Source organism: Catenulispora sp. EB89, from assembly GCF_041261445.1.
GTDB lineage: Bacteria > Actinomycetota > Actinomycetes > Streptomycetales > Catenulisporaceae > Catenulispora.
Genome location: NZ_JBGCCU010000020.1, coordinates 1 through 19,703, shown reverse-complemented (window position 1 = coordinate 19,703; position 19,703 = coordinate 1). Strand labels below are relative to the sequence as shown.

At 72.3% G+C, this 19,703-nt stretch carries 17 protein-coding genes; 6 read left to right on the top strand and 11 right to left on the bottom strand.

All coding sequences use genetic code 11. From position 1 onward, the window contains the following. Positions 1–225: 225 nt before the first annotated feature. The 3 genes from ABH920_RS33775 to ABH920_RS33765 all read right to left on the bottom strand — a co-directional run bounded on the left by ABH920_RS33775 (position 226) and on the right by ABH920_RS33765 (position 3,097). On the bottom strand, positions 226–921 hold the full coding sequence (locus ABH920_RS33775) for a hypothetical protein (protein WP_370353301.1): 696 nt from the start codon (positions 919–921) through the stop codon (positions 226–228). Between the two features lie 446 nt (positions 922–1,367). Further along, positions 1,368–1,940 (bottom strand): chaplin, encoded by a 573-nt coding sequence (locus ABH920_RS33770; RefSeq protein ID WP_370353300.1) that lies wholly within the window; start codon positions 1,938–1,940, stop codon positions 1,368–1,370. Between the two features lie 167 nt (positions 1,941–2,107). Then, on the bottom strand, positions 2,108–3,097 hold the full coding sequence (locus ABH920_RS33765) for a TIGR03557 family F420-dependent LLM class oxidoreductase (RefSeq protein WP_370353299.1): 990 nt from the start codon (positions 3,095–3,097) through the stop codon (positions 2,108–2,110). Positions 3,098–3,255: 158 nt separating this feature from the next. On the opposite strand from ABH920_RS33765, the gene ABH920_RS33760 reads away from it, so the two are divergent. After that, on the top strand, positions 3,256–4,170 hold the full coding sequence (locus ABH920_RS33760) for a hypothetical protein (RefSeq protein WP_370353298.1): 915 nt from the start codon (positions 3,256–3,258) through the stop codon (positions 4,168–4,170). A 75-nt stretch (positions 4,171–4,245) separates the two neighbouring features. Here the strand turns inward: ABH920_RS33760 and ABH920_RS33755 are convergent, their stop codons facing one another. From ABH920_RS33755 to ABH920_RS33745, 3 genes are all read right to left on the bottom strand, one after another. After that, the gene (locus tag ABH920_RS33755) at positions 4,246–5,442 is read right to left on the bottom strand and encodes a serine hydrolase domain-containing protein (RefSeq protein WP_370353297.1); all 1,197 of its coding nucleotides are present in this window, start codon (positions 5,440–5,442) and stop codon (positions 4,246–4,248) included. 141 nt (positions 5,443–5,583) lie between these two features. After that, positions 5,584–6,078, bottom strand: coding sequence for a DUF6597 domain-containing transcriptional factor (locus tag ABH920_RS33750; RefSeq protein WP_370353296.1), 495 nt, complete (start codon positions 6,076–6,078; stop codon positions 5,584–5,586). A gap of 86 nt (positions 6,079–6,164) precedes the next feature. Next, a complete protein-coding gene (locus ABH920_RS33745; protein ID WP_370353294.1) occupies positions 6,165–7,628 on the bottom strand; it encodes a M20/M25/M40 family metallo-hydrolase in 1,464 nt (487 codons plus the stop codon). A 122-nt stretch (positions 7,629–7,750) separates the two neighbouring features. Between ABH920_RS33745 and ABH920_RS33740 the strand changes: the two genes are divergently transcribed. Beyond that, positions 7,751–9,430 (top strand): hypothetical protein, encoded by a 1,680-nt coding sequence (locus ABH920_RS33740; protein WP_370353293.1) that lies wholly within the window; start codon positions 7,751–7,753, stop codon positions 9,428–9,430. A 32-nt stretch (positions 9,431–9,462) separates the two neighbouring features. Here ABH920_RS33740 and ABH920_RS33735 read toward each other — a convergent pair whose 3' ends face one another. Continuing rightward, positions 9,463–9,975, bottom strand: coding sequence for a DUF664 domain-containing protein (locus ABH920_RS33735; RefSeq protein ID WP_370353292.1), 513 nt, complete (start codon positions 9,973–9,975; stop codon positions 9,463–9,465). A 59-nt stretch (positions 9,976–10,034) separates the two neighbouring features. Between ABH920_RS33735 and ABH920_RS33730 the strand changes: the two genes are divergently transcribed. The 3 genes from ABH920_RS33730 to ABH920_RS33720 all read left to right on the top strand — a co-directional run bounded on the left by ABH920_RS33730 (position 10,035) and on the right by ABH920_RS33720 (position 12,919). Further along, positions 10,035–11,123 (top strand): hypothetical protein, encoded by a 1,089-nt coding sequence (locus tag ABH920_RS33730; RefSeq protein WP_370353291.1) that lies wholly within the window; start codon positions 10,035–10,037, stop codon positions 11,121–11,123. A gap of 148 nt (positions 11,124–11,271) precedes the next feature. Next, a complete protein-coding gene (locus ABH920_RS33725; protein ID WP_370353290.1) occupies positions 11,272–12,066 on the top strand; it encodes a crotonase/enoyl-CoA hydratase family protein in 795 nt (264 codons plus the stop codon). Positions 12,067–12,274: 208 nt separating this feature from the next. Beyond that, positions 12,275–12,919 (top strand): VOC family protein, encoded by a 645-nt coding sequence (locus ABH920_RS33720; protein ID WP_370353289.1) that lies wholly within the window; start codon positions 12,275–12,277, stop codon positions 12,917–12,919. Positions 12,920–13,034: 115 nt separating this feature from the next. Here the strand turns inward: ABH920_RS33720 and ABH920_RS33715 are convergent, their stop codons facing one another. The 4 genes from ABH920_RS33715 to ABH920_RS33700 all read right to left on the bottom strand — a co-directional run bounded on the left by ABH920_RS33715 (position 13,035) and on the right by ABH920_RS33700 (position 18,319). Next, a complete protein-coding gene (locus tag ABH920_RS33715; RefSeq protein WP_370353288.1) occupies positions 13,035–15,839 on the bottom strand; it encodes a CHAT domain-containing protein in 2,805 nt (934 codons plus the stop codon). Between the two features lie 121 nt (positions 15,840–15,960). Beyond that, positions 15,961–16,428: a hypothetical protein gene (locus ABH920_RS33710; protein WP_370353287.1), complete on the bottom strand. Its 468-nt coding sequence runs from the start codon at positions 16,426–16,428 to the stop codon at positions 15,961–15,963. A gap of 76 nt (positions 16,429–16,504) precedes the next feature. Then, complete coding sequence (locus ABH920_RS33705) at positions 16,505–17,089, bottom strand: RNA polymerase sigma factor (RefSeq protein WP_370353286.1); 585 nt, start codon at positions 17,087–17,089, stop codon at positions 16,505–16,507. 45 nt (positions 17,090–17,134) lie between these two features. Next, on the bottom strand, positions 17,135–18,319 hold the full coding sequence (locus tag ABH920_RS33700; RefSeq protein ID WP_370353285.1) for a S8 family serine peptidase: 1,185 nt from the start codon (positions 18,317–18,319) through the stop codon (positions 17,135–17,137). A gap of 564 nt (positions 18,320–18,883) precedes the next feature. Here ABH920_RS33700 and ABH920_RS33695 point away from each other — a divergent pair. Next, entirely contained in the window at positions 18,884–19,561 is a 678-nt protein-coding gene (locus ABH920_RS33695) for a uracil-DNA glycosylase (RefSeq protein ID WP_370353284.1), read from the top strand. Positions 19,562–19,703 lie beyond the last annotated feature (142 nt).

Sequence of the window (19,703 nt, the reverse complement as noted above, 5' to 3'; positions counted from 1 at the left end):
CACACCACCGGCTTCACCCGCCGCGTCATCCTCCGCTCCCGTCTCAGCCTCCGCACTCGTGCAGTTCAAGGTAGCCAGTCAACAGCGCGACGGCTATCGCGCCGAGGTGCGGAAACCGAACGTGGTACCAGAACCATGATTCCGCAGCCGGCACGAATGTCAAACCACTGACAAAGATGGGGCTGCGGAGGTTGGCGGGGTTTGACAGGGGCTTATCCGGCCGGATCAGTGCTTTCCGAGTCCGCCGAGCAGCGTGTTGGTCACCGTTCCGAGCGTGCCCAGCACCTCGCCGAGCAGACCGCCCAGACCGCCGTCGCCCCCGCCGCCGGTTCCGTTTCCGCCGTTCCCGCCGCCGGGCTGCGAGGGCGAGGACGTCGGCGTCGAGGTCGGGCCGCCGGGGGTGGTGACCGGACCGCTCGGACCGCTCGGGGTCTGCGTCGGCTGGCTGGGCTGGCCGGGCTGGCTCGGCTCCCCGGTCGGCGGCGTCCAGGGCCGCGAACGGGTCACCGGGGGCGGCGTGGTCGTGCCCTGCGAGGTCGGCAGCGGGTCGTTCGTCCCGTAGGTGCGCGAGGCCGAGGGAGCCGCGTGGGTGGGCTCGTACTGTATGCGCGGATCCGTGCCGCCGGCGTCCGAGGGTGTCACCGAACCGTTCGCGCTGGGCACCGGATCTCCGGGCGCCGCCGTGTCCGCGACCGGCGTGTCGCCGGTCACCGCCACCGCGGGATCGGCGCCCGCGCCGGACGTCGACGCCCCGGGCCGCGCCGGAGCGGAGTGCGCGGACGTGCCGGCCGCGGCGGGGGCGCCCGCGCCGGTGTGCAGCACGGTGGCCACCGCGGTCACCGCCCCGATGCCCGCGGCACCGCCCAGCAGCGTCTCAGCGGTCTTGCGTATCGGACCGGGTTTTCTGTGCCGGGTCGCCACGCGCCCCCCACCTCCCCATCTCGCCGCGCCCCGCTGGGCTGCGGACCTGACGGTCAGTGTGCTGCCAGCAGCGGGGAGTACACGCCGAGCCAACCCCTTGTTCCCTCGAAAGAGCGATCAAAAGACCTCGGAAAGTCCGGCTCCGGCTCTCGCATGCGCCGCAGCGAGGGCCGGAGCCGGGGAGGGGGAGCGCGATGCGCTCAGTTCGAGGTCGGCGTGAGGCCGACGTGAGGCCGGCGTGAGCTCCGATCAAGCTCAACCGGACCTCAGCCGGACCTCAGATCGAGCTCAGTTCGGACTCGGACTCGGACTTGGAGTTGGACTCGGCCGCGGTTCGAGCCCGGTTCGGTGCGAGCTCGGTTCAACCTCGGTTCGGTTCGAGCCCGGTTCGAGCCCGGTTCGAGCCCGGTCCCGGTCGTGGCTCGGAGCCACGTTCCGAGCTCGGCTCAGCCGTTCACGCAGTGGTTGTCCTCGGCACCGGTGCCGAAGCTGCCCACCGACACCGCGTCGCCGCACAGCTGCACCGGCGCGTTCACCGACGCCTGCACCACGTCGCCGGACACCGCGCCGGGGTCGTTGGACGTCGCGGCGACGGCCTTCGAGGAGGTGTCCAGGTCGTCGCAGGAGTTCCCGGCGACCTCGGAGTCCACGCCGGCCGCCGTCCCGGTCAGGCCGCAGCCCTGCACCGGGGTGTTCAGCGCGCCGCCGACGACGTCGCCGGACACCGCGCCCGGGTCGTTCGCGGCCTCGCCGCGGACCGAGGAGCGGTTGTACCAGGTGGTGCAGCGGTTCTCCAGGGCGTTGTCCACGGCCCCGGCCAGGCTCCCGGCGTCCCCGCACACCTGCACCGGCACGTCGCCCGCGGCCTGCGCGACGTTGCCGGCGGCCAGCCCGGGGCTGTCGGCGGCGGCGCCCTCGGTGGTGGCCGAGTCGGCCGCCGCGGCCGCGCCGGCGCTGCCGACCATCAGCGAGCCCGCGGCCAGCGAGAGCAGCAGACCCTTCTTCACGAACCCGTGCATGGATGTCCTTGAGGAGTCGACGAAATCACGAATCGGGGTGAACACAGCACCCCTTTGGTGATCGTCAACGACCGTCCGCGCTCCGGGTTGCGGCACAGCGCGGGCCGACCGTCCGGATGTCAGCCATCCGGGCCAGTCGGCCCACCATCACACCATCCGAACAGCGCCTACCGGGTCAGCTTCGGCAGCACCTCGCGCCCGAAGACCTCGATCCACTCGGCCTGGTTGCGGCCCACGTTGTGCAGGTAGATCCGGTCCACGCCGAGGTCCAGGAAGGCCTGGATGGAGGCGCGGTGCACGTCGGGGTCGGAGGAGATGACCATGCGGCCCTCGAAGTCCTCCGGCCGCACCAGCTTGGCCATCTGCTCGAAGTCGAACGGCGAGCGGATGTCCTGCTTGGGGAACTTCATCCCGCCGTTGGGCCACTCGGTCACGGCGTTGGCCAGCGCCTCCTCGTCGGTCGTCGCCCACGACAGGTGCAGCTGCAGGATCTTCGGCATGGTGTCCGGGTCCTTGCCGGCCTTGCGCGCGCCCTCGGCGAAGTTCCGGAACACGCCCTCCACCTTGGAGTGCGCCGCGCCCGGGGTGATGATGCCGTCGCACAGCTCACCGGTCTTGCGCGAGGTGTAGGGGCCGGCGGCGGCGATGTAGATCGGCGGCGGCGCGGCCGGCAGCGTCCACAGCCGGGTGGTCTCCAGCGTGTAGTACTTGCCGGAGTGCTTCACGTCCTTGCCGGTGAACAGCTTGTTGATCACTTCGATGGCCTCGAACATCATCGCGACCCGGGTCGGCGCCTCGGGCCAGTACCCGCCGATGATGTGCTCGTTCAGGGCCTCCCCGGACCCCAGCCCGAGCCAGTGCCGCCCCGGGTACATCGCCTCCAGCGTCGCCGACGCCTGCGCCACCATCGCCGGATGCATGCGGAAGGAGGGGCACGTCACGCCGGGGCCCATGTCGGTGGTGGTGCGCTCGCCGATGGCGGTCAGCACGTTCCACACGAAGGGGGCGTTCCCCTGCTGCGGCACCCAGGGCTGGAAGTGGTCGGCGGCCATGGTCCCGGTGAAGCCGTGCTGCTCGGCCAGCGCCGAGTACTCCGTGACCTCGATCGGACCGAACTGCTCCAACATGGCGGCGTAACCGATATGCGGTGCACTCACGACTATGGCTCCCTACGAAACTCCGAACATGTTCACTGCTACGTCATAGCCGACCTTAGAGCAGGACCCTGCACCTGTCGTGCGGGGCGGCTGTGGTGTACGGCACCATGGCCGGAACGTTCAAGACGCCCCGGGCGCCCCGGCGTAGCTTCGGCTGCATGACCGCGAACCAGACCGCCCAGATCACCGAGCGCGCCGAGACCTTCCTGTGGACCTCGGGCCGCGTGCTCGAACAACGCCGCTTCGAAGTCCTTTTCGGCCGGGCTCCGGACGGTTCCGGCTTGGCGGCGGCGCTCGCCGCGTACCGGACCGCCGACGGTGCCTACGCGTACGGACTCGAACCGGACATCCGCGGGCCCGAGCCCCAGCCGCTGACCGCAGCCACGGCCCTGATGATCCTGGAGGACGCCGGCCGGCTCGACCCGGCGTCGGTGACGCCGGTGCTGGACTGGCTGAGCACGGTCACCACCGCCGAGGGCGGCGTGCCGGCGGTGCTGCCGACGCTGGGCGCGTACCCGCGTCCGCCGTGGCTCCCGGTCGCCGCCGAGCCCGCCGCCGACGTCCTGTCCACCGGCCAGATCCTCGGCCCGGTCCTGCGCAGCGGGGTCACGCACCCCTGGATCCCCGGCGCGGTGGAGTTCGCGCGCCGGGGAGTGGAGGCGATGGAGCAGACGCACCCTTACGGAGTGGAGTCGGCGCTGATGTTCCTGGCGTCGGCGCCGGACCGGGCCTGGGCCCGCGAGCAGGCCGACCGGCTCGGCAAGCTGCTGCGCGAGCAGCGCATGGTGCTGCTGGACCCCGCGCACCCGGAGGACACGCCGGTCGCCCCGGGCTACGCGCCGGGGGAGTACCACCTGCCGTACGACTACGCGCCGAGCCCTGACAGCCTCGCCCGGGCCTGGTTCAGCGACGAGGAGATGCAGCGGAGCCTGGACCACCTGGCGGCGTCGCAGGACTCGGACGGCGGGTGGCCGATCTCCTGGGCGAAGTGGTCGGCGACCACGGAGGTGGAGGCGCGGCCGGGGGTCACGGTGAAGGCGCTGCGGGTGCTGCGGGCTTACGGGCGGTTGTAGGGCGCAGGCGCAGACCCGCGAGGCGTTTCTCTGCTCGCGGGCTGCTTTGTGTCGCCTCTACCTCTACCTCTACCTCTACTTCGCCGGCGTCAGGACCGCTTCGATCAGGCGCTGGCTGAGCGGGCTCGGCGCGGAGAAGTCCACGCTGAGGTTCGACACCGAGTACACCGCGCGGATCGACAGGTCCCTGGTGGCGAACATGCCGTTGGCGTAGCCGTCGTCGTGCCCGGTCTTGCCCCACAGGACCACGCCGTTGGGCAGCTTCGTGGACATCAGCCCGGCGCCGAAGCAGGCCACCTTCGGGCAGGAGCTGCCGTTGACGAACGGCAGCGGCTGGCCGGTGCTGTCGGTGGGGATCGCGAACAGCTCGTTCTGCTGCGCCGGCGGCAGCAGGCGGCCCTGCATCAGCGCGGTGATGAAGTGGTCCAGGTCGGCGGGGGTGGAGATCAGGTTCGAGGGGTCGCCGCCCTGCTCGCTGACGTCGATCGGCCGGCCTTCGTCGTCGGTCATGTAGCCGTGCAGGTAGGGGCGCGGCATGACCGGGTCGTCCTCGGGGACGGAGGTCTGCGTCAGGTGCAGGGGCCGCAGGACGCGCGCGGTGAGCTCCTGCTTGTAGGAGTGGCCGGTGACGTGCTCGATGAGCGCGCCGCCGATCCGGAAGCCGAGCGAGTTGTACTCCTGCTCGGTGCCGGGCGCGAAGTGCGGCCCGGGCCCCGGCCGGCCGGCGGGGCGCAGCGTCTCCTGGATGATCTGGTCGAACGTCCGGTAGGTGTAGCGCGTGGCGATGACCTGGTCGGTGCTCACCGGAGGCGCGCCCTCGTCGACGTCCGGCAGTCCGCTGGTGAAGTTGATGAGCTGGCGGACGGTGATCGGCGCGAATTTGTGGGGCAGCAGGCCGGGCATGTAGTGCTGAATGGTCTGGTCGAGGTCGATACGGCCCTCCGCGGCGAGCTGCAGGATCACGACGGTCTCGAACGTCTTGGCGATGCTCCCGGCGTGGAAGTGCGCGTCCGGCGGGATCTGCCGACCGGTCTCGGCGTCGACGGTGGATCCCGTCCACAGCACGCCCGGCTCCCCGACGCGGACGATGTCGCCGGCGGCGTCGTCGCCGGGCCGGGTCTGGATCGCGGCTTGGAGCGCGGCGGGGTTCAGCGGCGGGAAGGCGGGCGCCGCGCTCGCTGCCGAGGCGGCTGCGCCGGACACGGCGGTGAGGCCGGCGAGCGTCGAGCAGGCGATGGCGAGGACCGCGGCGCGGCGGACGAGAGGGTTCACGATGGCTCCCCGTAGAAGATCGGTTGGGTGACGCAGAACGCAGAGCAGCAGGGCTTTGCGACGTGATCAATTCTGCGGAGCCACCGCGGTGCGGGAAATGGGGCTAGCCCTACTCGCCCGACCCGAGCAATTCGGTCGGCGTCATCCCAGCCAGCCGCCGCACCTCACGGGTGAAGTGCGCTTGAACAGCCTGACCACCTGCTCGACCGCCGCGTCGGGCTCATAACGCGCCGCGAGCGCACCCACGTACCTCTCCAGCACCCCCGCCACGGCCTCCGGCGAATCGGCCGCAGCCGCCAACTCCTTCAACGCCGCGACATCCGAGGCCACCAACTCCAACGGCACCTGCACATCCCGCACCTCGTCAACCGGCATCCGCCCCACCACCAGCCGCGCCGCCCCAGGCCGCAACCGCACCCCCGCGAACGCCGACCCCGCCGCCAACTCCTCGACCCACGGCCCCCGATCCGGCCCGACGAGCCGCAACGTCCCCTCATGCCAGATCAGGTCAGTGCAGCCGTCAGGCACGACCACCTGCCGATGCGCACCGGCCCCGACAGCCACCTGCGTCCACGTGCACGCCACAAAACGGCCCGGCGCAAACCGTGCCCGCTGCTCCGCATACACCGAGGTCATCACCCCCGACGCTACCCCCGCGCACCGACATGCGCGCCGGTGCGGGAGGCAGCTGGATGGCCGCCGAACCGCCGTGCCCGCGCCGCCTACCCCACAACCGGGAAAGCCACCGGACTCCGCAACCCGCCCGCCCCCACCGCCCGCACCCCGAACTGCACGTTGTCCTTCGCGATCGGCAGCGTCACCGTCGTCACGTCCCCGACCGCCAGCGCCTCGGTCCACACCGCCGCCGTGGTCTCCCGCAGCACCACCTCGTAGCCCGTCAGCCCCGCGTCGTCGCCGCGGGTCCAGGTCAGCGTCGTGGCGTTGGTCCCGCTGAAGTTCGGCGGGGGCGTGGTCAGGATCGTCACGCCCTTCGGCGTGCCGGGCCCGGCGGCCAGGGACCACAGCGTCGCCGCGTTCACCCGCGTCACGCGCGCCAGGTAGTCGAAGTCGCAGAACTCCGCCAGGTCGCCGTACTGCACGCCGTCGGCGACGCGGGTGTCCTGGTGTTCGTGGTTGAAGTTCTCGCGCGGCTCGGTGAACCGCCCCGCCGGGTACGCCTGCTGCAGGAACGAGATGTGGTCGCTCCCGCGCAGGTAGCGGTCTCGGCGCCAGACCACGCGGATGTCCATGTCCGTCGCCTCGTTCACCGCCACGTCCTGCGCGAAGCGCGCCAGCTGCCGCGAGGGCCCGTCGTTCTCGCCGCCGACCTCCTGGAGCACCGCGGCCTGCGCCGGGGTCTCCGACGTCGGCACGCCCTCGACGAACAGCCGCACCGTGTGCGGCTCCGGCGCCGTGCCGTCCCAGGCGCTGCTGGCACCGACGATGTCGTTGCTGAACATCCCCTGCACGTCCGCCCCGGACGCCTTCATCTGCGCCGCCATGTACGCCGAGCCGTAAAGTCCCTGCTCCTCCCCGGCGACCGTGGCGAACACCAGCGTCCCGGCGAAGCTGCGGGTGGCGAACAGCCGCGCCATCTCCAGCACCGCCGCCACGCCCGAGGCGTCGTCGTCGGCCCCGGGCGCGTCGCTGGTGAAGTTCATGACGTCGGTGACCCGCGAGTCCAGGTGCCCGGTGACCACGTACACCCGCTCCGTCGCAGCGGTGCCCTGCAACGTCGCGATCACGTTCGTGATCGTCGTCGGCACCGGGATCCGCGAGGACACCGGCTGCACGAAGCTCTGCCGCGCCACGGTCATCCGCCCGCCGGACGTCGCCGCGATCGCCTCCAGCTGCGCCGCGACCCAGTCGGTGGCCGCGCCGATCCCGCGCGCCGGATCCGTCTGGCTGGACAGCGTGTGCCGGGTCCCGAACGTCGTCAGCTTCAGCACCGTCGCCTTCAGCCGCGCCGGATCGACCTGCGCCAGCAGCTCGCGCAGCTCCCGGCTCGGCTTCTGACGCCCGATGCCGATCGGCGTCGTCCCGATGCCGTGCGCTGAGGCGGCATCCGCGGACGCCGCCGCGGACGCCGGGGCGGCAGCGAACGTGGCGGCGGCCCCCACGACCGCCGCGCCGGAAAGGGCCTGCCGCCGGGTCGGGCCCGAACGAGGAGATCCATGCTCTGTCACGATGCGCCTCCGGAGAACAGGGGGAGTGGCCGTCGCTGCGGAACCTACTCGCGACCGGGCCCCGCGCAATGGGATAAACCTTCTTTACTCGATTCCTACACGCCCCATGTCAGCCTGCTGCGGTGAATCGTCGAGCTCTGCGCACCCTCAGCGCCCTGCCTGTCGTCCTGCTGGCCGCCACCGCCTGCCAACCGGGCCGGAACGCCGCAGCCGACACCTCGTCGCGGGTCACGGTCCAGCCCGCGGCCGCCGCGTCCACCTCCGCCGCCGCGCCGTCCACTTCGGCCCCGGCCGAGGCCGCGGCCAACTCGGCCTCCACCGCCTGGATCACCTTCGCCGGCAACCACCTGACCTACGGCTCCGACTCCCAGGGCAACCGCATCCCGGACTTCTCCTACGCCGGCTACGCCAACGGCAAGTCCCCGCTCCCCACCGCCCCGGTCGCCGTCACCCTCCAACCCGACCCCACCGGCGACGACACCGCCCGCATCCAAGCCGCCCTCGCCAAGGTCGGCGCCCTGCCCCTGGCCCCCGACGGCCTGCGCGGCGCCGTCCTCCTGGCCCCCGGCACCTTCCGCCTCGCCGGCGCCCTCACCATCAGCGCCTCCGGCGTCGTCCTGCGCGGCTCCGGCTCGGGCCCCTCCGGCACCCGCCTCGTCGCCACCGGCGCCCCGCGCGCCGTCGTCACCCTCGCCGGCACCGGCCAGCGCCAGGCCGCAGGTCCCAAGGTCGCCGTCACCGACGCCTATGTCCCGATCGGTGCCACCACCTTCCACGTCGCCAGTACCGCCGGCCTGAAGGTCGGCCAAAACGTGGTCGTGCAGCGCCCGCAGGAGCAGAACTGGATCCATGCCATCGGCATGGACAAGATCCCGCAGCGCTCCAGCGGCGGCACTGTCCAGTGGAAGCCCGACACCGGCCTGCAGTTCGAGCGCACCATCACCGCCATCTCCGCCAGTACGAACACGGTCACGATCGACATCCCGCTGACGAACGCCCTGGAGAAGCAGTACACGCACGCCGTGCTCTGGCCCTACACCTTCCCGGGCCGCATCACGAACGTCGGCGTCGAACACCTCTCCGCCGACGGCCTCGCCTTCACCACCGCCCCGAACTACGCGACCCAGGGCTACTTCCAGTCCGCCTTCGCCTCCTTCGGCGCGGTCGACGGCGGCTGGGCCCGCGACATCGTCGCCGACGACTTCGGCTCCGGCATGGGTGACGTCGGTGAGAGCGCCAAGCGCGTCACCATCGAGGACACCTCCGCGCTCGGCATGGAGAAGGCGATCCCGCAGGACATCCACGCCCAGCCGGTCGCCTACACACTCGCCGGCCAGCAGTCCCTGGTCCTGCGCTGCCAGGTCTCCGGCAGCAACCTGCACGCCTGGGCCACGCAGGCGCTGACCGCCGGCCCGAACGTCTTCAGCGACTGCACCGCGACCGACGTCGGCGGCAAGCGCTTCGACGCCGGCCCGCACCAGCGCTGGGCCTCCGGGACGCTCTACGACCACCTGGTGATGCGCGACGGCAACGGCGGCACGTCGCCGACCGAGCTGTCGCTGATCGACCGTAACAACGAGGGCAGCGGCCAGGGCTGGGCCGGCGCGACGCAGGTCGCGTGGAACACCGACACCGGGACCTACGCCTTCCAGAGCCCGCCGACGTCGTACAACTGGGACTTCGGCGCGCTCGGCAAGGCCTCGGCGCCGCTGGTGCCCGGGTTCCCGGCGGTGACAGTGTCGGCCGGGACACCGGTCGCGCCGGTGTCCCTGTACGCCGAGCAGCTGGCCGAGCGCCAGTAAGTACAGTAAGCACGCTGTGTCGGGCTGGCCGCCTACGCCTCGCGCAGCAGGATCCCGCGCACGTAGGCCGCCTGCCCGGCATGCTGCAGCGTGTCGGACACGACGCTGATCAGCCGCACGCCCAGCGTCACCGGCGGGTCCCACCGGGTGTCGACGACCCGGTCGAAGTCGTCGTCCGCCAGGCCGCTGACATAGGCGACGGTCGCGGCGTGCACGGCGTCGTGGTACTCGGTGAGCACCTCCACCGACGGCACGTTCAGCTTGCCGACCTCGCGCGAGGACTGCCCGTAGCCGACGGCCGCCACCGGGTACGGGGTGCCGAACTTCGCGTCGAAACCCTGCGCCGTCCACACCTGCTCGAACCCGGCGACGTCGGCGACGTGGTCGTCCTGCACCCGCGTCAGGTGCCAGACCAGCCAGCCGACCGGATTCGCGTCGTCGTCCAGGCGCCGGTGCAGCTGGTCCAGGCTCAGGCCGTCGACGGCGGCGTGGACGCATTCGTTGACCCGCCCGAAGGCGTCGACGAGGAGATCGTGACCTTTCATGGGAGCACGGTATCGAAATCCGGTGGTCTGGACGGCGGCGGCGAGCGACACTCGGCGCGATGACAGCTGACGAACAAACCGAAACCGCAGACGACGACTGGTCCTACGCCAGACCGGGATCGCTGGAAGGAATGCTCCAGCGCGGCCGGGGCCAAGGTGCCTATCGGGCGATGACCGATCCGGAGGCGCCGGCGCTGATCTATGCGTGCCTGGCGCGCGACCACCGCTACATGACCACGATCGACGAGCGCGAGATCTACCTCGCCCGGCTCGTGCGCGACCTCCGCCTGCCGCTGGACCCCGTCGCCGACTGCGGGTCCGACCTCGCGGCCCAGGTGCTCCGTCTGCTGGGCGACGCCGACGCCGACGCCGTATCGGGCGAATCAGAGGCCGAGGACGCCGATGAAGTCGTCAAGCGCATTCAGATGAAGCGCGAACGCCCCTACCGCGACACGCCCCACGACGAGCTGTTCGCCCTCCTGCGCGCCCCCGCCGCCCCTGGCACCGCCAACGACGCCAAACGCCCGGTCCTGTTCGAACTGGCGCGGCGCGACCCGGACCCGGCGCTGCTCGACCTGGCCGAGGAGCTGGTCCACGGCGACCCGCCGCGTCCCATGTCCGGGCTTCCCCGAGCGGTGCGTCTGCTCGGCGCCGCGGCCCTCGACCACGCCCGACGCTGGGTCGTCGACATGGACCACCACCCGCTGGCCTTCATCGGGACCTCCGTGCTGAGCCACCACGGCGACGAGACGGATCTCCCCGTTCTGCTGGCCCGCTTCGACCAGCGGGTCCGCCGGCACGACTGGTGCGGCCTGTCGGTGTTCACCGACGCCTTCGCCCGCATCGGGCTGCCCGCGGCCGCCGTCGGCGACCGGCGTGTCAGCTGGCTGTGGCGGAACTCGCCGCACTCCTCCGAACGCATCGACTACCTGAAGGCCATCGTGGCCCTGAACCCCTACGACTCGGGCTGGTTCCTCGGCGACGCCCTGCTCGACTGCGAGTCGCAGGTGCGGCTGCACGGCGTGGAACACGCGCCGCTCACCAAGCGTAATCGGGTCCTGATCGGGCGGCTGTCGACGGATCCGCTGGAGTCCGAGGAGCTGCGGGCCGCCGCGGTCGCGCGGCTGGGGTCGGCACCGCCTGGCTGAGCTCGGCGTCGCCACGCCGCGCGCGTCCCGCGGCCCTTGTCCTCTGCCGCGCCTGTTGGTAGAACGTGTTTCAGTTTCGTGCTACGCACCGAGCACACTGAGCACGCTGAGCACACCGAGCACCCGGCGACGAGGGGACACGGACACCATGGCCGGCACCGAGCACTGCACCGTCGAGCGCGACGGCCACACCCTGGTCGTCACCATGAACCGGCCCGAGGCCAAGAACGCGCTCTCGCTCCCGATGCTGGTCGGCATGGCCGACGCGTGGGTGGAGGCGGACGCCGACGACGACGTCCGCTCCATCGTGCTCACCGGCGCCGGGGGAGCGTTCTGCGCCGGGATGGACCTGAAGGCGATGAACATGGCGCAGGGCTCCGTCTACGCCGACCGCCTCAAAGCCGACCCCGACCTGCACTGGAAGGCCCTGCTGCGGCACTACAGCCCGCGCAAGCCGCTGATCGGCGCGGTCGAGGGCTACGCGGTGGCCGGCGGGACCGAGCTGATCCAGGCCTGCGACATCCGGGTCGCGGCGTCCTCGGCCACCTTCGGGCTGTTCGAGGTGCGGCGCGGCCTGTTCCCGGTCGCCGGCTCCACAGTGCGGCTGCCGCGGCAGATCCCCTACAGCCACGCCATGGAGATGCTGCTGACCGGCCGCCCGTACACCGCCGCCGAGGCGCGGGACATCGGGCTGGTCGGGCACGTCGTGGACGACGGCAAGGCGCTGGACAAGGCGCTGGAGATCGCCGCGCTGGTCAACGCCGCCGCGCCGCTGTCGGTGGAGGCGGTGAAGCGCTCGGTGAAGGAGACCTCCGGGATGAGCGAGGCCGACGGGCTGGCCCGGGAGTTCGAGATCGGCTGGCCGGTGTTCGCCACCGAGGACGCCAAGGAGGGGCCGCGCGCGTTCGCCGAGAAGCGCGAGGCGGTCTGGAAGCGGCGATGAGGCGGCGGTCAGGCGGCGATCAGGCGGCCATCAGGCGGCGACGAGACCGCGCGGACGTGCCAATTAAGCCGTCCGAAAACGCCAATAGTGTGACCATTCGTCGCCACCGGTGATGACGCGTGCGCGGAACGTACCGGAATCCCGGGTAAGGGGCACCCGGACGGCCCCGATTGGGTTATTGGGGCATCCGCAGGGCAGAGTATGAACCGTGCGTCTCGATCACGTTTCTTATGCTGTGTCCAACTCCGAGCTCGGCTCCACGGTGAACCGGCTCGGAACGCTGCTCGGCGCGACGTTCCGCGACGGCGGCGTCCACCCGCGCTTCGGCACCCGCAACTTCGTGCTGCCCCTGGCAGGCGGCTCCTACGTGGAGGTCGTGGCCCCGCTGGACCACCCCGCCACCGACTCCGCACCGTTCGGCAAGGCCGTCAAGGCCCGCGCCGACGAGGGCGGCGGCTGGCTCGGCTGGGTGGTGGGCGTCGACGACATCACCCCGTGGGAGCAGCGCCTGGGCCGTCCGGCCGCCGAAGGCCACCGGGTCCGCCCCGACGGCTTCGACCTGCGCTGGAAGCAGCTCGGCGTCCTCGACCTGATGGCCGACCCGCAGCTGCCCTACTTCCTGGCCTGGGAGATCGCCGCCGACCAGCGCCCCGGCGCCGGCGCGGTGAACGGCATCCCGGCCTTCGAACGCCTGGAGATCAGCGGCGACCGCACCCAGGTCCTGTCCTGGATCGGCGGCTCCCCGGACCACGACCCCCTCGAGGAAGTGAAGGTCGACTGGATCGACGCCGAGGAGCCCGGCGTGCTCGCGGTGCACTTCCGCTGCGCGGCCGGGAGCGTGCGGATCGACTGAGGGGTTTCCCCGGTCTGCGGGGCTGCTCGGTCTGAGGAGTCCGCGAGGATTTTCAAGCGCGGGTGCTGTCGGCGGTGGCCGGCGGCGCCCGCGCTTTGTTGTGGGGGCCCGCCGCTCAGCCGCCGAACCCGAAGCACACGAACCCGCCGATCCCCGTCGCCGCTGACGCCTCGGCCAGTGCTGCCGCCGGTGGGCGGCCGGATGCCAGGGCGGCGTGCAGGGCGAGCATGAGGGTGCGGGTGTCGGAGTCGTCGACCGGGGTGACGCTGGCGATCAGGGTGCGGGTGCCGAGGGCGAAGACCGCGGAGGCCAGGCCCATCAGTTCGTCGCCGGGGCGGACGCCGGACAGGGCCGATTCGCACGCTGACAGGACCAGTGTCTGCGGGGTCGAGCCGAGGCGTTCGAGGTCGTAGACGTACAGCGGGCCGTCGTGGGCGTCCAGGCTGGAGAAGAGCGGGTGGTCGGCGCGGAACCGGCCGTGGGTGGCGACGTGCGCCAGCGAGGCGCCGTCCAGGGCGCGGGCGGCGGCGGTGGCGGTGGCCGCGGCTCCGGACAGGACGACCGCGTCCGGGTAGCGGGCCGCGAGCGCGGCGATCTCCGGTTCGGCGTGGTCCAGGCCCGGGCCGGCCATCAGGACGGTGCCCAGGCCGGTCGCCGAGGTCGCGATGGTGCCGGAGCCGGCGGGGCCGACCGTGGCGACGGGACCGGCGGCAGCACCGGCTACGGCACCCGCAGCGGCCCCGGCGGCGGCTCCGGCTCCGGCACCCGCAGCAGCACCGGCTCCGGCGCCCGCACCGGCGGCGCCACCCGCCCCCGCCCCCGCAGCATTCGCCGCGGCCAGCCACAGTCGCGCCGAAGGCGTCACACTCACCGCCCGCCCCGCACACGTCGGCAGCGCCGTCCACGGCAGCGCGTGCAGCGACCCGGTCGGCACCACGATCAGCGGCCGGTCCGCGACCAGCCCCGGCCCGTCCAGCGCCCGCCGCACCGGCCCGAACAGCAGGCCGTCCAGCACCTGCCGGCTGTGGTCGTAGGCCTGCACCGCGGCCACCTGCATCGCCGCCGACCCGAACCGCCGCGACATCCGGTTCATCGTGAACCGCACCACGTCCAGCTGCTTCAGCACCGCCGCGTACGACCCCAGCCGGTGCCGCCGCACGATCCCGTCCCGCACCGTCACCGCGTGCAGGTCGTCGTCCAGCCGCACGAACTCCACCAGCACCCGCTCCCCGAGCGCGCCGGCCAGCGCGGCGGGGGAGAACGGCGGTTCCGGCGCGTAGGTGCCGCGCGCGTACCGCGACCGGTCGCGGATCGCCGCCTCCAGCCGCAGCCGCTCGGCGTTCAGCCGCGACACCTCAGAGCGCGAAGACCCCAGGGTCGTCGGCGCCTCCACCGTCGCCAGGTCCGCCACCACCCGCCGCAGCTCCGCCAGGTCGGCGGCCAACTGCTCGTCGTCCGGCGGCCGCACCGGACGGCGCCGCAGCGACGCCGCGCGCCAGGTCTCGGCCCAGCGCAGCACCGCCCGCGCGTCCCCGCGCTTCAAAGCCAGTTGCAAGCCCAGTTTCGCCAGTTCTTCACCACGCGCCGCCGCGTGCGCCCGAAGGTCGGTGGCGCCCAGGACGGCGTTGTTCTCGGCGTGGACGCGCAGCCCCGCGTGCAGGGCGCGTTCGGCGGCCGAGGCGCGGTTCGCGGTGAGCGCGTGCAGCGCCTGCGCGTGCCAGGCCAGAACCCTGACCTCGGCCACTCCGCGGTTCCGGTGTCCGGCGACCTGTTCGAACAGTGACAGGGCCTGCTCGCGCTGCCCGATCCCGACCGCGATCCGCCCGGCCAGCAGCCGCGCCTCCAGCGGCGGGACCGACCACTTGGCGGCGGCCATCCTGTCGCCCACTTCGACCGCCACCCGCAACAGGGCCGGGCCGCGCTCGCCGCTGGCGAACCGGGCCGCCACCTCGACGTGCCGGGCCAGGTCCGCCCACGTTCCGCGACGCTGCCGCCCGAACATGCTGCGGGCCCGGCGCGCCGCGGCCGCGGCGGCCGGGGGATCGTTGTCGGCCAGGGCGGCCCGGGCGGCGTAGAGGTGGAACTCGGCGAGGTTGTAGCGGTATCCGGTGGCCTCCTGCTCCGCGATGGAACCGGCGATGATGGCGCGGGCCTCCGCGGCCAAGCCCGCCGCCAGCAGGATGTCGGCGCGGTCGACCGCCAGATTGGTCCCGCCCTTGCCGTGCTCGGCGTACAGCGCGGCGGCCCGGTCCAGGCGGGTCAGCGCCCCCGGGACGTCGCCGGTGAGCCGGGCGACCCAGCCGAGGTTCAGCTGGATGATCGCGTGCAGCAGGTGGTAGCCGTTGTCGGTGGTGAGCTCCTCGCCGCGCAGCAGGTCCGCGGCGGCCTCGCGGTAGCGGCCCTGCATGGCGTGGATGATGCCGCGCATGTTGACCAGCAGCGCCTCCCACTGCGTGTCACCGTCGGCCCGCAGCACCGGCTGGCTGCTGTCGAAGGCGGCCAGCGCCTCGGCGGTGCGGCCGGTCCGGCCCAGCACCAGGCCCAGGTTGACCCGCAGCCGCGCGCGGTCGACGCCGGTCAGCACGCTGTCCGCCAGCGCCGCCTCGGCCAGGGCGCCGTCGGTGTTCCCCCGGTCGGCGAGGATGACCACCAGCGTCATGCGGGCCTGCGCGGCCCGGTAGGGCACCCCGGCCTTCTCAGCCACCGAGATGGCGCGTCTCGTGGTCCGTGCCGCGCGCGCGAGATCGCCGCTCTCCCGGCTCGCCAGGCCGACCGCGCGCCAGGCTATGGCGGCGGCCTCGTCGTCGTCGTCCTCGTCCAGGACGGCCTGAGCGGCCTCGCGGGCCGTCGCCGGCTGGGCGAACACCGAGTCCAGAGCTTCCAGAGCACGCGTCAGCCGGTCGGCGGCGGAAGATGGCATGCGGACACTGTCTCAAATGTGGGCCGATTTCTCACACCCGACAGGCTTTATCGCCGCCGCGCCCGGCGCGGCGGCGATCACGGCGGCGGCCGCGGGGGAAGCGCGGTCGCGCACCGGGTCTTTAGACGGTCACCCAACTGGTGACCACTGCGCCCCCGCCGGGCACGCTCAGCGCGACCCGCGCCGGTCCCGCCGGCAGGGACTCGGCACTGAACAGGCCTTGCTCGTCGACCGCGACGGTCGTGGCCCCCGCCGGGTGCTCGATCCGCAGCGTCGCCGAACACGCCGGGATCAACTGCCCGACGAGTTTGCGCCGGTCCCCGATCTCGGTGACCTCCACGACCACCGAGACGCTGGGCGCCTCGAAGGTCAGCAGCCTGGTGTCGGTGCCGCGGGTGGTGCCGGCTCCGGCCAGCATCGAGTCCTCGGCGAGTTCGGCCAGTTCGGCGTCGATGGTGCGCCAGGTGAAGGCGGCGTAGCCGGCCCGTACCACTTCCTGCGGCACCGGATCGACCTCGTCGAACATCTCACCGAGGGCGGACAGGAGTCCGATGTCCTCCGCTGAGGCCCCGTTCGTCAACTTCGGCATCGTTCCCCCTGGATCAGGTCCTTCATAGCGTGCTCGACTACTGATGGATCGGACGGTGTCGCGGTGGTGCTGCTGCTCATGGCCCGGTCGTCCCCGGCACGGTGCTCAGAGCCTTCAAGGCCCGTTTGAGGTGCTCCAGGCAGCGCGAGCGGGTCGGCCCGATCGACCCCACCCGCATGCCCAAGGCCTCGGCGACGGCCGTGTAGCTCTCCAGCGGCGTCACCGCGACCACCCGCAGCAGGTTCCGGCAGCGCTCGGAGAGCGTGGCGAAGGCCTGCCACAGATCACTGCGATCCTGCTCGGCGACCAGGGCGGTCTCCGGGTCGCCGTCGTCCTCGGAGTCGCCGAAGAAGGAGACGTTCGCCTCGGCCTCCTCCGAGTCGGGGACCTCGCGCTGCGCCTTGCGGAGCAGGCGCAGCGCCTCCCGGCGCGTCGTCGTGGCCAGCCACCCCGCGAGCTGGTCCGGGTTCTGGATCCGCTCGAGGTTCTCCACCAGGCGCAGCCAGGTGGTCTGGCTGACGTCGGCGGCGTCGGCCGCCGAGAGCCGGAAGCCTCTGGCCACCGACCACACCAGCCGGCTGTAGTCGTCGACGATCTGGTTCCACGCCTCGGTGTCGCCGGCCGCCGCCGCTTTCAGCAGCAGCGCGGGGGAGCGGTCCATGTGTGCCTTCTCACTCGTCTGGGGCGGACGTCACGGGCGGACCCGTCAGCGGCCCGCCGACGAAACCACTGCCCCGAGGTCGGGGATCCGGGTACCGGCCGAGGCGAGCAACTCGTTGATGGCGTCGCGCGCGGTCATGTCCTTGGCGGACATCAAAGCGGCGATCTTACCGGCGACGAAGGGTGCGGCGAAGCTGGTGCCGCTCCACTTCGCGTAGCCGTGGAATTCGTCCCCGTTCTCCCAGCCGTGGGTCAGGAAGCTGCTGGCGATCTTCTCGCCGGGCGCCGCGGCGTCCACCCACCAGCCGTAGTTGGAGAAGCCGGCGCGTTCGTAGTCCCCCGCGGCGTCCGCCTCGCCGAGCGCGGCGACGGCGACGACGTCCTTCAGCGCGGCCGGCCAGTACGGACGGTCCGACGAGTGGTTCCCCGCGGCGGCCACCACGACCGAGTGCCGGGCGATGCGTGCGAAGGCGTCGGCGAGCACCGGCGAGGGCCGGTCGTCGAAGGTGAAGCAGCCCAGCGACAGGTTCAGGACGTCCAGGCGGTCGGCGTCGGCGGCGGCCCGGGCGTGGATCCGCGCCAGTCCGCGGAGCACCTCCAGCTCGTCGGTGACGCCGTCGGCGCCCAGGACCCGCTCCACCCGCAGATAGGTGCCCGGGGCGTGCTGCAGGATGACGCCGGCGATGAAGGTGCCGTGGCCGGAGTCGGACTCCATGTCGTGCTCCGCCGCCGGGTTCAGGGCCTCGTGGTCCGCGGCCGTGCAGGCCTGGTACCAGCCGGTCTCGGCGAACCACGGATGCGGGTCGATGCCGGTGTCCAGGATGCCGACGGTGACGCGCCGGGTGCCGTCCTCGCCGACCGGGGCGGCCAGGTCGTCCGTCGGGGTCGGGTCGTCGAACGGGCCGCCGGACCAGTCCGGGCTGCCCTGCATCACATGGTTGGGCGTCACACTCGTCCGACGGTGCGCGCCGGCCCCGCCCCGCAGCGTGTGGGTCAGGTCGGCGGCGTCCACCCCGGCGCCGGACCGCAGCCGCAGCCGGGTGACACCCAGCTCGGCGAAGTCCTCGCGGGTGTCGACCCACTGCCGCGCCTGCTCGTGGACGGCGTCCGCGTGCGCGCCGAGCATGAGCAGCTCGTCGCGCTTGATCAACGCCTCAGTGGTGCCGCCGACGTGGACGACATCCGGGTGCGTCTCCAGTATCCGAGCCATCCGCGCTGCGTGGTCCGTCATTGTGCCCTCCCTGTAAACAGCGTAATCAGCACCTATGCTGCCCTGCCAATAGCCGCAGGCGGAACTGGACCCCCGTCCCAGTCCCGCCTCCGGTCCCCCCTGGCGGTGGCGTTCCCCCACGGACTGCCACCGCCGGTCTTGCTGTCCCCCCTCCGGCGGTGGCATTCCCCCACAGACTGCCGCCGCCGGCCTTACTATCCCCCTGGTGTTCCCCCCCAGGTCCCCGGATTTCCCCGCGGCCCCGTGTTTCCCCCCAGCAGTGCGACCCCGGAATCCCCCGTGGGGTCCCCCTCTTTCTTCTTCCCTGACGTGCTCCCACCTGGCCGGCGGTGGTGTGCCGCACCCACCCCCCGGCGTCACGGCACACCACCCTTTCCACCCGGCCTGGCCGGCGGCGCGTCCCCCCTAGAGACACACACCGACTGGACCACGCCCGCGGGCCCCCCGACCCGCTCACTTACAAGAGCACCCTGCGCGGCCCCTGATACATCCCGGGCGAAGTTTTTTCGGAGAAGTTTTTCGCCGCCGCTCAGACGTGTCACAGCCTGCGGATAGGTTCTTCTCATGCGTGAACTCATCCCCGCCTCCTGGGCGCCGGTGCTGGCTGCCGAGACCGAGCAGCCGTACTTCGCCGACCTGGAGGCTTTCCTTAAAAACGAGCGTGCCGAGCACCAGGTGTTCCCGCCCGAGGACGAGGTCTTCGCGGCGCTGGAGGCGACGCCGTATCAGGACGTGAAGGTGGTGCTGATCGGCCAGGACCCGTACCACGACGACGGCCAGGCCCACGGCATGTGCTTCTCGGTACGCCCCGGCGTCCGCATCCCGCCCTCGCTCCGGAACATGTACAAGGAGCTGGACACCGACCTGGGCATCCCGCCGGTCAAGCACGGCTACCTGAAGGCCTGGGCCGACCAGGGCGTCCTGCTGCTCAACACGGTGCTCACCGTGCGCGCGCACGAGCCGGCCTCCCACAAGGACCGCGGCTGGGAGAAGTTCACCGACGCCGTCATCAAGGACGTCTCCGCGCGCGAGAAGCCGGTGGTGTTCGTCCTGTGGGGCGCCCACGCCAAGAAGAAGGCGAAGCTGATCGACTCCTCGCGGCACGCGATCGTCCAGGGCGCGCATCCCTCGCCGCTGTCCGCGAAGCTGTTCTTCGGCTCCAAGCCGTTCTCCGCGGTGAACGAGGCCCTGGCCGGCTTCGGGCAGGAGCCGATCGACTGGCGGCTGCCCGAGAGCGTGTGAGTCTGAGTACGCATTCCGAGTACGTATAAAGAGTCGGGGGGGGGGGGGGGGGCCCCGCGGCCGGGGGGGGGGGGGGGGGGGGGCCCCCCGCCCCCCCCCGGCCGCGCCCCCCCCCCGCCGCCGCGCGCGCGCGCCCCCACGC